This is a genomic window from Streptomyces sp. NPDC005574, assembly GCF_040605435.1.
In the GTDB taxonomy this organism is placed as follows: Bacteria; Actinomycetota; Actinomycetes; order Streptomycetales; family Streptomycetaceae; genus Streptomyces.
In genome coordinates this window covers 73515-86643 of record NZ_JBEXCW010000018.1, presented here as the reverse complement: position 1 = coordinate 86643, position 13129 = coordinate 73515, and the positions used below count along the sequence as shown (strand labels likewise).

The 13129-nt window shown below is 68.2% G+C and carries 11 protein-coding genes and 1 pseudogene; 5 read left to right on the top strand and 7 right to left on the bottom strand.

Going from position 1 to position 13129, the window contains the following annotated elements; all coding sequences use genetic code 11:
- Positions 1-3: 3 nt before the first annotated feature.
- The 3 genes from ABZT03_RS15155 to ABZT03_RS15145 are packed head-to-tail and all read right to left on the bottom strand — an operon-like array spanning position 4 to position 2629.
- Positions 4-729: a maleylpyruvate isomerase family mycothiol-dependent enzyme gene (locus ABZT03_RS15155; RefSeq protein ID WP_356038778.1), complete on the bottom strand. Its 726-nt coding sequence runs from the start codon at positions 727-729 to the stop codon at positions 4-6.
- Positions 726-1556 carry a fumarylacetoacetate hydrolase family protein gene (locus tag ABZT03_RS15150; RefSeq protein ID WP_356038775.1) on the bottom strand — a complete coding sequence of 277 codons (831 nt, stop codon included), beginning with the start codon at positions 1554-1556 and terminating at the stop codon, positions 726-728. Before ABZT03_RS15150 ends, ABZT03_RS15155 begins: the two co-directional genes overlap by 4 nt.
- Complete coding sequence (locus tag ABZT03_RS15145; protein WP_356038773.1) at positions 1553-2629, bottom strand: cupin domain-containing protein; 1077 nt, start codon at positions 2627-2629, stop codon at positions 1553-1555. The genes ABZT03_RS15150 and ABZT03_RS15145 overlap by 4 nt, the downstream gene beginning before the upstream one ends.
- A 120-nt stretch (positions 2630-2749) precedes the next feature.
- Between ABZT03_RS15145 and ABZT03_RS15140 the strand changes: the two genes are divergently transcribed.
- Positions 2750-3523 carry an IclR family transcriptional regulator gene (locus ABZT03_RS15140; RefSeq protein ID WP_356038769.1) on the top strand — a complete coding sequence of 258 codons (774 nt, stop codon included), beginning with the start codon at positions 2750-2752 and terminating at the stop codon, positions 3521-3523.
- A gap of 219 nt (positions 3524-3742) precedes the next feature.
- Here ABZT03_RS15140 and ABZT03_RS15135 read toward each other — a convergent pair whose 3' ends face one another.
- The gene (locus tag ABZT03_RS15135; RefSeq protein WP_356038766.1) at positions 3743-4945 is read right to left on the bottom strand and encodes an amidohydrolase family protein; all 1203 of its coding nucleotides are present in this window, start codon (positions 4943-4945) and stop codon (positions 3743-3745) included.
- Between the two features lie 693 nt (positions 4946-5638).
- Between ABZT03_RS15135 and ABZT03_RS15130 the strand changes: the two genes are divergently transcribed.
- Entirely contained in the window at positions 5639-6703 is a 1065-nt protein-coding gene (locus ABZT03_RS15130; RefSeq protein ID WP_356038763.1) for a zinc-binding dehydrogenase, read from the top strand.
- A gap of 150 nt (positions 6704-6853) precedes the next feature.
- Here the strand turns inward: ABZT03_RS15130 and ABZT03_RS15125 are convergent, their stop codons facing one another.
- The 3 genes from ABZT03_RS15125 to ABZT03_RS15115 all read right to left on the bottom strand — a co-directional run bounded on the left by ABZT03_RS15125 (position 6854) and on the right by ABZT03_RS15115 (position 9640).
- On the bottom strand, positions 6854-7156 hold the full coding sequence (locus tag ABZT03_RS15125; protein ID WP_356038760.1) for a helix-turn-helix domain-containing protein: 303 nt from the start codon (positions 7154-7156) through the stop codon (positions 6854-6856).
- 12 nt (positions 7157-7168) lie between these two features.
- On the bottom strand, positions 7169-8116 hold the full coding sequence (locus tag ABZT03_RS15120; protein ID WP_356038757.1) for an NADP-dependent oxidoreductase: 948 nt from the start codon (positions 8114-8116) through the stop codon (positions 7169-7171).
- A 744-nt stretch (positions 8117-8860) separates the two neighbouring features.
- The gene (locus tag ABZT03_RS15115) at positions 8861-9640 is read right to left on the bottom strand and encodes an IclR family transcriptional regulator (protein ID WP_356038754.1); all 780 of its coding nucleotides are present in this window, start codon (positions 9638-9640) and stop codon (positions 8861-8863) included.
- A 169-nt stretch (positions 9641-9809) separates the two neighbouring features.
- Here ABZT03_RS15115 and ABZT03_RS15110 point away from each other — a divergent pair, with 169 nt between their 5' ends.
- The 3 genes and pseudogenes from ABZT03_RS15110 (at position 9810) to ABZT03_RS15100 (ending at position 13068) form a co-directional block, all read left to right on the top strand.
- Positions 9810-11003: an FAD-dependent monooxygenase gene (locus tag ABZT03_RS15110; RefSeq protein WP_356038751.1), complete on the top strand. Its 1194-nt coding sequence runs from the start codon at positions 9810-9812 to the stop codon at positions 11001-11003.
- Between the two features lie 32 nt (positions 11004-11035).
- Positions 11036-11932, top strand: coding sequence for a dioxygenase (locus ABZT03_RS15105; protein WP_356038749.1), 897 nt, complete (start codon positions 11036-11038; stop codon positions 11930-11932).
- A 35-nt stretch (positions 11933-11967) separates the two neighbouring features.
- Positions 11968-13068 (top strand): annotated as a pseudogene (locus ABZT03_RS15100) (maleylacetate reductase).
- Positions 13069-13129 lie beyond the last annotated feature (61 nt).

The following is a 13129-nucleotide window of genomic DNA, read 5'->3' as shown; positions in this document are numbered from 1 at the left end:
CGCTCACAGCCACGCGGGCAGTTGGGGTACGGAACCGCCGTCGGCGGGGTGCAGGGGGCCGGGCAGGGGACGCCCGGTCGCGTAGGCGGCCAGTCTGGTCAGGTCACCGCTCACCACGACCGGCTCCGCGCCGCCGGGCGCTCCCAGGAGCCAGGTGCGGTCGGCGTCCTCGGCCCGCAGTTCGACGGGAGGACAGTCGGTGCGGGCCCGGAAGGAGGTGGTCACGTCGTCGAGGAGCGCGTCGCACACCTCGTGCGGCACATCGTCGAAGGTGGTGTCGATGTCCAGGTCGACGGCGTGGACCCACACCTCACGCACCCGCATCCAGGCCACCTGGGAGGCGGGCACCTCACGCCCTCGCGCGGTGCGGACGGTCGCCGCCCAGCACTCGTCGGGCAGTGCGGCGAGTTCCGCGGCAAGACGGCCGTCGGCCGCGAGCAGTGCTGCCCGTAGTTCTGCGGCCGGCCGCCGGGCGCCCTCCTCTATCTCACGCGCCCGCTGGTCGCCACTGGCGTACATGGGTGTCTCGACACCGGTCCGCGCCCAGGTAAGCAGGTTGACGAGCGCGTCGGCGTTGCGGGCGACATGGGCGACGAGGTGGGCCCTGCTCCAGCCCGGCAGGTACGAGGACTTGGTGAATCCCGGGCCGGTCAGCCAGTGCACGGCGGCTTCGAAGGCCGCCGTGCCCTTGGCCGCCTGCTCCAGCATCACTGCCGGGCGTTGGCTCACCGAGTCTCCCGGCGGCAGGTGTTGCGGGTCTCGCCGATGCCCTCGATCCGGGTGACGAGGCGCGTACCGTCCTGCAGATAGCGGGCCGGCTTGCGGGCGTGGCCGACCCCGCCCGGAGTACCGGTGGCGATGACGTCGCCGGGCACGAGGGTGACGATCTCGGACAGGTACGCGACGAGAGTGGCCGGGTCGAAGACGAGGTCACCGGTGTCGGCCTTCTGGACCGTGTCGCCGTCGACCTCACAGGTCAGGCTCAGGCCCTGGGCGGACGCCGCGGGGTCGTCGGCCGTGACCAGCCAGGGTCCGATGGGAGTGGTGGCCTCGAAGGTCTTGCCCTGGTCCCACTGGGTGGTGCGGTACTGCCAGTCGCGGGCGGTGACGTCGTTGAGCACGGTGTACCCGGCGATCGCGGCCCGCGCCTGCTCCGTGTCGGCGTGCCGGACCTCGGCACCGATGACGACGCCCAGTTCGGCCTCCCAGTCCATCTGTGTGGAGGAGGCGGGCAGGGTCACGTCGTCGTAGGCGCCGACCAGCGCTCGCGCGAACTTGGAGAAGAGTGTGGGGTGCGAGGGGAGCTCGCGGCCCATCTCCAGTATGTGGGTGCGGTAGTTGAGACCGACGCACACAACCTTCTCCGGCGCGACAACGACTGGGGCGTAGTCCAGGGCACCTTCGTAGGTGTCACCGTCGGCGTCCGCAGCGCGCGCCGCCCAGTCGGTGTGGCGCAGGAAGGCCACCAGGTCGTTCTCGCCGAGGTCCACGGCCTTGTCCTCGTCGACGCGGACGGCGCGTGTGGTGCCGTTGACACGGATGGTGGCGAGCTTCACTGCTGTTCTCCTCGGGAGGTGCGGGCGAGGCCCAGGGCCTCGTAGACGGGCTCGTCGCTGAAACGGAAGAGGTCGACCTGGGTACGGGCGGACAGCGAGACCTCGCACCAGGACGGGACGACGAACAGGTCCCCCTTGGCGATCTCGAAGACCTTGTCGCCCACCGTGGCGACGGCCTCGCCCTCGAACACCTGCCAGACCGCGGAACCGACGGTGCGTACCGGGACGGTCTGGGTACCGGCCCGCAGTCGGCGCATCTCGGTGCGCATCGTGACCAGGGCGTCCCTGCCGGTGGTGGGGTTGGAGAAGCGGATCCCGGCGTGCCCGGGCTCGATCACGCCGGGAACGCCTTCCTCCTCCAGTTCCAGCTGGGCGGTCAGGGCGGCGTCGGTGTGTTCCCAGCGGTAGGCGTTGAGCGGGGAGTTGGGCTGGTCGGGCCGACTGATCGGGCGCAGTCCGGGCTGTCCCCACAGCCGTTCGCCGCGCGATCGCTCGGGGGTTTCGCGGGTGGACAGCTCATCCGGGCCGAACTCGAAGAAGCCGCCGTCGAGTTTGGAGACGAGCGGGATGTCGAGGCCGTCGAGCCAGGCCATCGGCTCGTCGGTGACGTTCTGGTGCTCGTGGAAGGCCCAGCTCGGCGTGAGCAGCAGGTCACCGCGCCGCATCGCCACCGCGTCCCCGTCGACGTTGGTCCACACGCCTTCGCCTTCAAGCACGAACCGGAAGGCTCCCTGGCTGTGCCGGTGCGAGGGGGCGACCTCGCGCGGGCCCAGGTACTGGATCGCGGTCCACAGGGTCGGAGTGGCGTAAGGAAGGCCCGGAAGTCCGGGGTTGGACAGGGCCATGGCACGGCGCTCGCCGCCACGACCCACCGGCACGAGCTCTCCCGAGCGCTGTGCGATGGGCAGCAGCTCCGCCCACCGCCACAGGTGCGGCACCGCGGCGGGCTGCGGCGACATCGGCATCAGGCCGTCCACCTGTGTCCACAGCGGGATCAGACCCGCGTCCTCGAAGTCCGCGTACAGCTCCTCGAGCAACTTGCGCTCGGTCTGTTCGCTGGTGGTATCGGTCACGGAAACCTCCACGTCGTGTGTTCGGCGACCGCCGTAACAAGCGCGCGTCCTGCGGCGCTGTTTCCTGACGTTACGCCGATGTTTCCCCTCATCGGAATCCTTGAAGGGTAGGATTCCGCTATGGAGAATTCAGTGGAGCGTTCGCCCGGTCCGTCGTATCCGGTGAGCGCGGCCGGCAACGCCCTGCGCGTCGTACGGCTGCTGCACGAGCTCGACGAGCTGCGGGTGATGGATGTCGCGGACCGGCTCGGTGTCGCGCGCTCGACCGCGCACCGGATCCTGGCGATGCTGGTCTTCGAGGGATTCGCCGTGCAGGACCGCCACAAGGTGTACCGGCCGGGCCCGGCTCTCCAGGCGATCAGGGGAAGCCAGGCGGGCCCTCCTCCGGACCTGATCACCATCGCCCACCCTCACCTGCGACGACTGGCGGACGCCGTTCGGGAAACGACCCACCTGATGGTGCTCGAGGGCAACGGCAGCCGCTTCCTGGACGGCGTTGAGGGCTCCCAGGCGCTGCGCGTCAGTTACCGTACCGGCACACTTCTGCCCGCCCACGTGACCTCGGGCGGCAAGGCCCTGCTCGCGGCACTGACGCCTGACCGGCTCCGAGCCCTCTACCCCAACGGACTCCCTGCCGACGGGGCCAAAGCCCCCAAGGACTTCGAGAGCCTGCTGAACGAGCTGGTGTCCGTGCGTCGCCACGGCTACGCCCTCAATTTTCAGGAGAGCGAGCGCGGAGTGCACGCCGTGGGCGCGTGTGTGCGGGACCGCACCGGCGCCGCAGTGGCGGCCGTGGTCGTGGCGGCCCCGTCCGTCCGCTGCACCCGTGCACGGCTCGCTGAATTGTCCCAGCCTCTCCTCATAACCGCGCGGGACATCGGTCAGGGACTGTGAACGGCAGCGGCGCGCGCCACCTCAACCCACAGGGTGGCGCGCGCCGTAGCAGTCTTCGAGGAATGCCACACAACCTCTTCGAAGGGTGTCCTGGTGAACGCGCGGTTGCAGTCGTTCGCCAGGGCGGCCACGCCCGGCACTGCCCTGCTCGCCCACCGCGCGCGACAGCTGGTCATCGACAGGGATGAGACCCCGTCAGAGCTTGCGCACGATCTTTGCTCACAGTCTCAGAATGCGGTCGGCGTTGCCGTGCGCGATGCGTGCGAGGTCGGCCGGTGCGTACGGTGCCGAACGCAGGAACGCCACCGCTTCGGCGCTGGACTCGAACGGGTAGTCGATGGAGAACAGCACCCGGTCGGCGCCCACGGCATGGACGGCTCCCAGCAGCGCGGCATGCGACATGACTCCGCTGGTGGTCACGTACACGTTGTTGCGCAGGTAGTACGAGGGCAGGTGCTCGACCCGCTGCTCCACGGGCACTTGGGGGTAACGGCTGTCAAGCCGGGCCATCTGGAACGGCAGCAGCTCACCCATGTGCCCCAGCATCACCGACGCACGCGGGAACTGGTCGAACACCCCGCCGTAGATCAACCGGAGCGCATGGGCACCCGTCGTCGCGGTCCAGCCCCACGACGGCCCCACCAGCACCGGATACCCGTCAAAGACACGCCAGTTGTCGGCCGGGATCACAGCCGGATGCAGATACAGCGTCACACCAAGACGCTCCAGCTCCGCCCACACCGGCCTGAACTGCGGCTCATCCAGGTAATGACCCCGCACATGGTCGTTGTACAGCACGCCCTTGAGCCCGAGCTCCTCCACCACCCGGCGCAGCTCCACGACCGCAGCCTTCGGATCCTGCAACGGAAGCACCGCGAAACCCGCGAACCGCTTCGGATGGCCGGCCACCGCCTTGGCCAGAAAATCGTTGACCCGCCGCGCGACAGCCACCGCCTCCGCCGGATCCTCGATCACCTCCAGACCCGGCGTCGAATACGACAGAACCTGCATGTCGACGCCGTTGGCATCCATGTCCGCAAGCCGCAGCTCGGTCAGATCATCCAGACGCCGGAACCACTCCTGCTTGATCGCCTCCGGCACATCCATACGCTGACGGATCGCCGCCTCCTGCCGGATAGCTCCCGGAATGGAGAACGCCTCTTCCACGGCCACAATGCGCATCTTCTTCTCCCTCTTGGCGTTCCGATGGTCCTTCAAGCCGCCGACCGCCGCAGAAACACGGCCACCAGGCACCGCCCCGGCCGCGAACGCAGGCTGCCCCGCGCCCACACCGCCGACCACAGCAGCTCCCCCAGCAGCGGCAGTCGCGGCGATAAATCTTCGCCGGGTGGACCCGGCAGGAGGCTTGGTGCGGGGCTCGGCGGGCGGAGTCATGGCTTGGAAGGAACGGTCGTCGGGCATGTCCACTCTCCCTCTAGGGCGCGCGGGTGATTGCCAGGGTCACGCCAATGGCTGTCGCGCTCCGCGAGGGTGCGCGTCGTTCGCGATGGGGCCGATGGCCCTTCGAGCCGCAGCCGTTGAAGGCATGGCGCCAGCCATGGGCTGGTTGTCGCCGACTGGTCGCGGTCAGCTCGCAGAGTCGGCGGGCCGCGTCCGTCGACCGGGTCCGAGGGCGAGTGCACCCTCTTGGGCCGAGCTCCGGCCCGCACGAGGTCAGGCACTCAACTCGGCAAGTCGCCGGCGCCCATCCCTGTTTGCCACCTGACCATCAGCGCCTGAGCAGCGGAAGTGTCGGCTCTTGCCGCTCCAGAGCGCTCCTGGGTGAAGTAGGGCTACTGCCCCCTTCTCTCTTGAACTGGAGCCAAGCTAGTTCTAGGGTACTTTCCAGTCAAGACCAGTAAAGAGGTCGGATAGGCACGGGCTTATCTCATGACCCGCAGTCAAGAATCCGGCAGTCTGTCAACCTGTACCGACCGCCACGGCCGGGCCACGCGACGGGGCACCCAAGATCGTCGGACTGGTCATTCTCCTGGTCCGCCCCGGGTGAACCGCCTGGTCGGGGTCCGCTCGCACAGAGCCTTCCCGGGCGCGTGAGGTGCTGGCGGCTGTGCCGGGCCTGCGATGAACCGCGTAACGATCTGAAGGAACATAAGAGTGGAACAGACCATGATGGCGGTCCGCCTGTTCGAGCACGGCGGGCCCGAGGTGCTCAAGTACGTGGAGGCACCGATCCCCGACGTTGGCCCTGACGACGTCTTGTTGCGCGTGCACGCCACGGCCGTCAACAGCTGGGACCTGCGCTACCGCGCGGGCAACCTGCCGCAGCCTCTCCCGGGACGGCCGGCCTGGCCCCTGCCGTTCCAGCTCGGCCGTGACGCGGCCGGTGAGATCGTCGCCACTGGCGAAAACGTCACCCGCTGGCGCGCCGGCGACAGGGCGGTCCAGCTCCCGCACCCGCCATGCCGTAACTGCGCCCTGTGCGTACGCGGACTCGAAAACCTGTGTATCGACACTGCCTACCCCGGACACCAGGTCTTCGGCGGATACGCCCAGTACGTCGCGCGCCGCCAGGACGCCGTCCTGCCCATTCCCGACGGCGTCGATTACGAGACGGCCGCAGCCACCATGTGGACCTACACCACCCCGCTCAACTGCGCCAGGCAAGCGCCCGTCGGCCCCGGCGACACGGTGGTCATCACCGGCGCCAGCGGCGGAATGGCGATCGCCTGCGCACAACTGGCAAAGCTGAGCGGAGCCACCGTCATCGGCACCACCACCAAGCCGGACCGCGACGAAGCACTCAGGAAGCTCGGCTACGACCACATCGTGCACTCCACCGATTCCCGGATGCCGGCACAGGTACGGGAGCTGACCCAGGGAGCGGGCGCCGACGCCGTCTGGGACTGCGTCGGCGGCAACGACTTCTTCCAGCTCTCTCTTGCCTGCACACGCCTCGGCGGCACGGTCATCGTCCTTGGCACACCGACCGACCAGGGGTCCCGCCTCGAACTGGACGCACTCGCCCTCATCGGCCAACAGGTCAAGATCGCCAGCGTGCGCGGCGCCACCCTGCGCGACCAACAACTGTGCCTGGAACTGCTGGCAGACAAAAAGATCAACCCGATCATCGACCGCGCCTACCCCCTCGAAGAAGCAGCCGACGCCCACACCTACCTCGAAAGCCAACGACAGACCGGCAAAGTAATCCTCCTGCCCTGACGCCAAGCCAACTGCCGAAGGAGCACGGGTGGAGTCCGGGGTGGCGCCTGCACGGTGACGTTCGGAGTGCGCGGAGATGCGCGCGGGTCCATGAGACCCGCACCGAAGGCAAGGGCCGGGCGACGGGAAGATGTCGTTCTCCGAGTTGAACTACCAGTAGACGTGACCCTTGGCCACCGTGACGACGGCGCTGATGTCCGCCATCGCGGTCTTGTCGTAGCCCTTGGCGAGAAAGAGCTCCGTTAACGCGGCGAGCAGATCACCCGCCCGTTCTTCGCGGGGGGATCTATTGGCGGTTCCGCGGCATGCCCCGGGCTCCTCTGACGTGTTCAGCTCGTCCCAAGTGAATGTAGGCAGCGAACTGGACCGGCTTGAAGGCAGTCGAGGGACACAGCCGCGTCGGTTTACCGACCTGCGTTGCGCTGGCCGTGAACGGTCGTCGGTCGAGGGCACGGCTCTGGTGGTTTACGGCACCAGGACAATTTTTCCGCTGGTATGACCGGTCATGATCTGGCGATGGGCGGCAGCAGCTTCGCTGAGCAGATAACTGCCGGCGATCAGCACGCGCAGTCGCCCGGCCTCCGCAGCTTCGGTGAGCTGTAGGCGGGCGGCGGCGCGGATCTCCGTGCCCGGATCCGCGCCGGGGCCGCCGCCAAGAAGCTTGATGCCGACCTGGGCCCCGCGCCCGAAGCCCGCGATAGTGGCGATGCGGGAGCGGTCCGCCACGAGTTCCACGGAGACGTCCACCGCCTCGTCGGTGCCCACCAGGTCGGCTGCCGCGTGGACGCCCTCCGGCGCTGCCGCGTGTACCCGGTCGGCCAGGCCAGCCCCGTACGCGATCGGGATCGCCCCCAGGTCGCGCAGCAGCTCGTGCCTGGCCGGGCTCGCCGTTGCCAGGACAGTGGCGCCGCGCGCCACCGCCAGCTGCACGGCCATCAGGCCGACTCCTCCCGCGGCGCCGTGGATCAACACCGACTCGTCCTTGCCCAGGCCGATCGCCTCGAGAACGTGCACGGCGGTGACGCCTGCGGCCATCAGTCCGCCGGCCTGCTCCCAGGACAGACCGACGGGCTTCGGCACCACCGACGAAACAGGGACGACGAGCTCCGCAGCGTACGCGCCGGCCGCACGATAGGCGATCACCTCATCGCCGACCTCGACCGGACCTGCGGGGCCGGTTGCATGGACGCCCACTGCGGTCACCACCCCCGCCGCCTCGACACCGAGCCGTAGGGGCAAGTTCGCCGGATCGGCCCCGAAGGCGCCGCTGTACATCTTCTGATCGAAGGGATTGACGCCGGCCGCACGAACTTCGATGCGCACCTGGCCCGGCCCCGGATCCGGGACGGCTGCATCCATCACCGAGAGGACCTCGGGACCGCCGTATGCGCTCGCTACTACTGCTTGGCTCATGGCAGGGACCAACTCTGTATCGGAGGGGTTCATTCCGCCCGCTGGTGCCCACTTCCAACTGTGTCGCACTGTGCATGATGTGCGTCGGGTTATCGGTGTCTGACGCTCCTTGGGCCCAACGGAGTAAGCGTCGTCGGACGTTCCACGCCGGTGTAGGCGGCATTGCTGTGGACCTGCTCGGGGTGGGAGTCGCCCGCGATCACGGGCGACTTCACTGCAGCGCAGGACTCGGGCCGGTGCTATTGCAGGTCGGTCGGTCGAGAGCAACCACACGAAGGCCCTCACCCTGTGCGGCATCCACCAATCCAATGAATGTCAGGGCACGTGGAAACACGCTGTGTAGAGCGAGGATGCACCGACTTCCCGCAGATAGCCACGAAGGTCAGTGCGCCCGTCCACTACGGACTCGTCGAATACGACGCTTTCTGGGCCGCAACCCGACACTTCCGCGGCCTTCGCGAGGTCCTTCACCGCTGCTCTCTCGATGGCCGCACGGTGGCTTCCTCCCGGCTGCGGTCACAACATCGACCATCATTTTGCCGGCGCTGACTTCCATCGGGCGCAAATCGACTTCGCGAAGGCGCTGACACCGGCACCTCGCGAGGGACCGGTTCACGCAGTCCGCTACTGTGCCTCGCACCACTCGGCTCCGGCCCGCGCGAAGCACTGCCCCGCGAGTATCCGAAGGCAGTCCGGCCCGCTCGCACAACGCCGCTGTCCATCCAGAGAACGGGAAGTCGATACTTAGCCGTTGCGAACCTTGACATCAGGGCTCCAGCCGAGGAGGCGGGAGAGGCCGAGACCACTCGCGATAACGGACGGAAGCACCGCATGGTGCTTTACCGAGTCAGTGCGCACGACCACCGACAGCGCCGCCACGACGCGGCCTTCGCCGTTCACGATGCGCGTGGCCACCGAGTCGGCCCCGAGGGTCAGCTCTCCTCGCACCGTCGCCGTCCCGGTGCGACGGCAGTCGGCGATCTCTTTGCGCAGCACCTCCGGTGCCACGATGCTTCGCGACGAATATGCCCGGAGTTCGCCCGTCAGTACGGTCTCGATCAACTCCGTGTCGCTGTGGCTTAGCAGCACCTTCCCCACGCCCGTGCAGTGCAGCGGAAGCCGGCCACCAACCTGCGAGACGAGCTCGGGCGCCTCCAACGCGGACAGCCTCTCGATGATCACCGCTTCCCGGCCTTCCAGGACTGCCAGTTGGACGTGCTGGTGAAGCGCGGTGTAGAGGTCCTCAAGGAACGGCCGGGCCAGCGTGCGCAGTGATTCGGTGAGCGGGGCAAGGGTCCCGAGTTGCCACAGCCGCAGTCCCACCGTGAATCTGCCGTCCGGCCGACGGTCCAGCGCGCCGAAGTCGGCGAGGTCCATGGCCAATCTCCGTACGGTGGCGTGCGGCATGCCTGTCTTGCGTACCAGGTCGGCCAGGCTGAGCGCACAATGCCCCGGGCGAAAGGCGAACAGTACCTCCAGCAGGCGGGAACTCACCGTCCTGCCGGGCTCGCTGGTCCGAGACATATGGGACGGCCTCCTCGCTGTGTGGCACCGCTCGCCTGCCGACTCAGAATAGCCACGCCATGGAAAGCGACGTCCATTCAATGAACACAGCCATTCCCGGCGGCGCGGGACGCCCGACAGGATCTGGGGGCCAGTCGATCTGTCCTGGACGAGTTAGAGGAGTCCCCCGATGCCTGCCACCGCGCCAGGTCCGCGCATTGCCATCGTCGGGGGTGGCGTCGGTGGTCTGGCCGCCGGCGCCTTCCTGCGCCGAGCGGGGTTGACCGCCACCGTCTACGAGCAGGCGCCCGCACTCACCGAGGTCGGAGCCGGGCTCGTGATGGCTCCCAATGCCGTACGGCTGCTGCGGCGCCTCGGCGTCATGGACCAGTTCCTCCGTCGGGCCGTGCCGCTGGACTGGGGTTGGGAGTTCCGCCGCTGGACGGACGGCAGTGTGCTGTCGGTGGAGAGGCTCAGCGGCGTGTGCGAACGGCTCTACGGCGAGCGCACCTATGTCGTGCACCGGGCCGACCTGTTGGACTCGCTCAGGACGGCTGTGCCCAGCGAGTGGGTCCGCCTGGGCGCACGCTGCACAGCGGTCGACGCAAGAAAGGACGTCGTACTGCTGCGCTTCGCCGACGGCAGCCAGGCCGAGGCGGACATCGTCATCGGCTCCGACGGCGTACACTCCGTCGTCCGCAACGCGGTGACCGAGCCCGCACCGCCGACGTATTCCGGTCTCTGCGCCTTCCGCACGCTCGTGCCCGCCCGAGCCGCGCCCGGCTTCGCCCTGCGCCGCGCCCAGACCCTCTGGCTCGGGCCCGGACGGCACTTCGTGCACTACCCGGTCGCCGATGGGCAGGCCGTCAATGTCGTCGCTTTCGCCCCGGCCGGGGACTACACCGACGAGTCATGGAGTACCACAGCCACGATCGAGGCGTTCCATGCCGAGTTCGCCGACTGGGACCCGCGGGTGACGGATCTGATCACCGCCAGCGGTGTACCCGGGCGTTGGGCGATGCTGGACCGGGCGCCACTGAGGCGTTGGAGCCGTGGCAGGATCACCTTGCTCGGTGACGCCGCGCACCCAATGTTTCCCTTCTTCGCCCAGGGAGCGGCCCAGTCCATCGAGGACGCCGCAACCCTGGCTCGCTGCCTGGCCGCGTATGCGAACAACCCCGAACAGGCACTGAAGCAGTACGAGGCGGCGCGGATCGAACGCACCACACGCCTGCAGGAGATCAGCCATGGTCGCAGGGACATCAACCACCTGCCCGACGGGCCCGAGCAGCAGGCTCGCGACGCCTCACTGGCCGAATCCGATCCGCTGCTGCGCAACGGCTGGATCTACGGCTACGACGCCGAGGAGGCACCCACCTCGTGAACAACAAGGCCAACGACAGGGGGAACACCACCATGGCAGCCTCTCTCCCAGTATCGGACCGGCAACGTCAGGTTGAAGAAGAGCTGGTCCGGACCGTCCTCGCGTCATTCCAGGACACCCCGGATCCGCGGCTCAAGGAGCTGATGCAGACCCTGGTGCGGCACCTGCATGCCTTCATCCGTGAGGTACGCCTGACCGAAGTGGAATGGCAACACGCCATCCAGTTCCTCACCTCGGCCGGCCACATCACCACCGACCGCCGACAAGAGTTCGTGCTGCTCTCCGACGTGCTGGGCGCGTCCATGCAGACCATCAACGTCAACCATGGGGCCGCCACGGGCGCCACCGAAGCCACCGTCGTCGGCCCGTTCTTCGTCGACGGCTCTCCCGAGATCCCGATAGGGGGTGACCTGGCCGCCGGTGCCCCGGGACAACCTTGCTGGGTCGAGGGCACCGTCACCGACACCGACGGCAACCCGGTCCCCAGAGCGCGACTCGAGGTGTGGGAAGCCGACGAGGAAGGCCTCTACGACGTGCAGTACGACGACGACCACACCGCCGGCCGAGCACACCTGTTCACCGACGACCGTGGTGCTTACGCGTTCTGGTGTCTCACTCCCACTCCGTACCCCATCCCCCACGACGGGCCGGTCGGGCTTCTGCTGGAGGCGACCGGGCGCTCACCCATGCGTGCATCCCACCTGCACTTCATGGCCACTGCGCCCGGCCTGCGCACCCTCGTCACGCACATCTTCGTCGAGGGCGACGAACTACTCGCCTCCGATGCGGTGTTCGGTGTCAGGGAATCTCTCGTCCTTCGATTCGAACAGCACCCCGCCGGCACGCCGACTCCCGACGGGCGCGATCTGCCGGGGCAAAGCTGGTCGGGTGTGCGGTTCGACTTCGTACTCGCTCCACGACCGAGGTAACGGGGCAGTCATCCGTGAACGACAAGGAGTGAGCGGTGCGTTTCACGCATGAAACTCTGGCCCAGCGTGTGTGCTTCGCACCTGGTGAGGCGTCGTCGACCGTACGCGACGAGGTGGAGCGGCTGGGCGGCGAGCGGGTCATGGTGATCGCGTCGGCATCCGTGGCCGGCCTGGCCGAGCGGATCACCGTCCACGTGCCCGTCGTGCTCCGCTACGACGAGGTGGTGATGCACGTTCCGGTTGAATCGGCCGAGGGGGCGCGCGCCGCAGCAGCTGCGCACAAGGGGGACCTGGTGGTCAGCGTCGGCGGAGGCTCCACGACGGGCCTCGCAAAAGCGATCGCGCTGACCAGCGGAATCCCGATCGTGGCCGTTCCCACGACGTATGCCGGGTCGGAGGCTACCAGCGTCTGGGGGCTGACCGAGCGGGCACGCAAGACCACGGGAGTGGACGCGCGGGTGCTACCACGCGCGGTCGTGTTCGACGCGACGCTGACCCTGTCGTTGCCGGTGCCTATGAGCGTCGCTTCGGGATTGAACGCGCTCGCGCACTGTGTGGATTCGATGTGGGCTCCGCGCACGGATCCAGTGGACCAAGCACTGGCAGGAGAGGGCATTCAGGCACTGGCAGCCGGACTCCCGGCGGTGGTGGCGGACCCTTCCGCAGTCGAGGTCCGCAAGCGGATGCTGTACGGCGCTTAACTGTCAGCAGTGGCCTTCTCCTCGGCAGGTTCAGGTCTGCACCACAAGATCTGCCATGTGCTGGGCGGCACCTACGACCTGCCGCACGCCGAGACGCACGCGGTCATGCTGCCGTATGTGCTGGCGTTCAACGCACCCGCCGCCCCCGAGGCCGAACGCCGAATCGCGGCAGCCTTCGGCGCCGCTACGGCCATCGAAGGCCTGCAGCGACTGCGGCGTTCGGTGGACGCCCCAAAGGCGCTGCGGGATCACGGATTCGACGAGGCCGACATCGAGGAGGCGGTGCGCAAAATCCTGGAGGTGGTCCCAGCGGACAATCCGCGCCCCATAACCGCCCACAGTGTGCGGCGGCTGTTGCGAGCAGCGTGGGAGGGAGCGGATCCGCTGACGACGGACGACCCTTCGCAGGACAGAGGACCCGGCAGTCCACAGTGACACCGGACCCGGCGACCCCGGACATGCGCATACGCACGTGGTCCCCACCCAGGCACCCCGC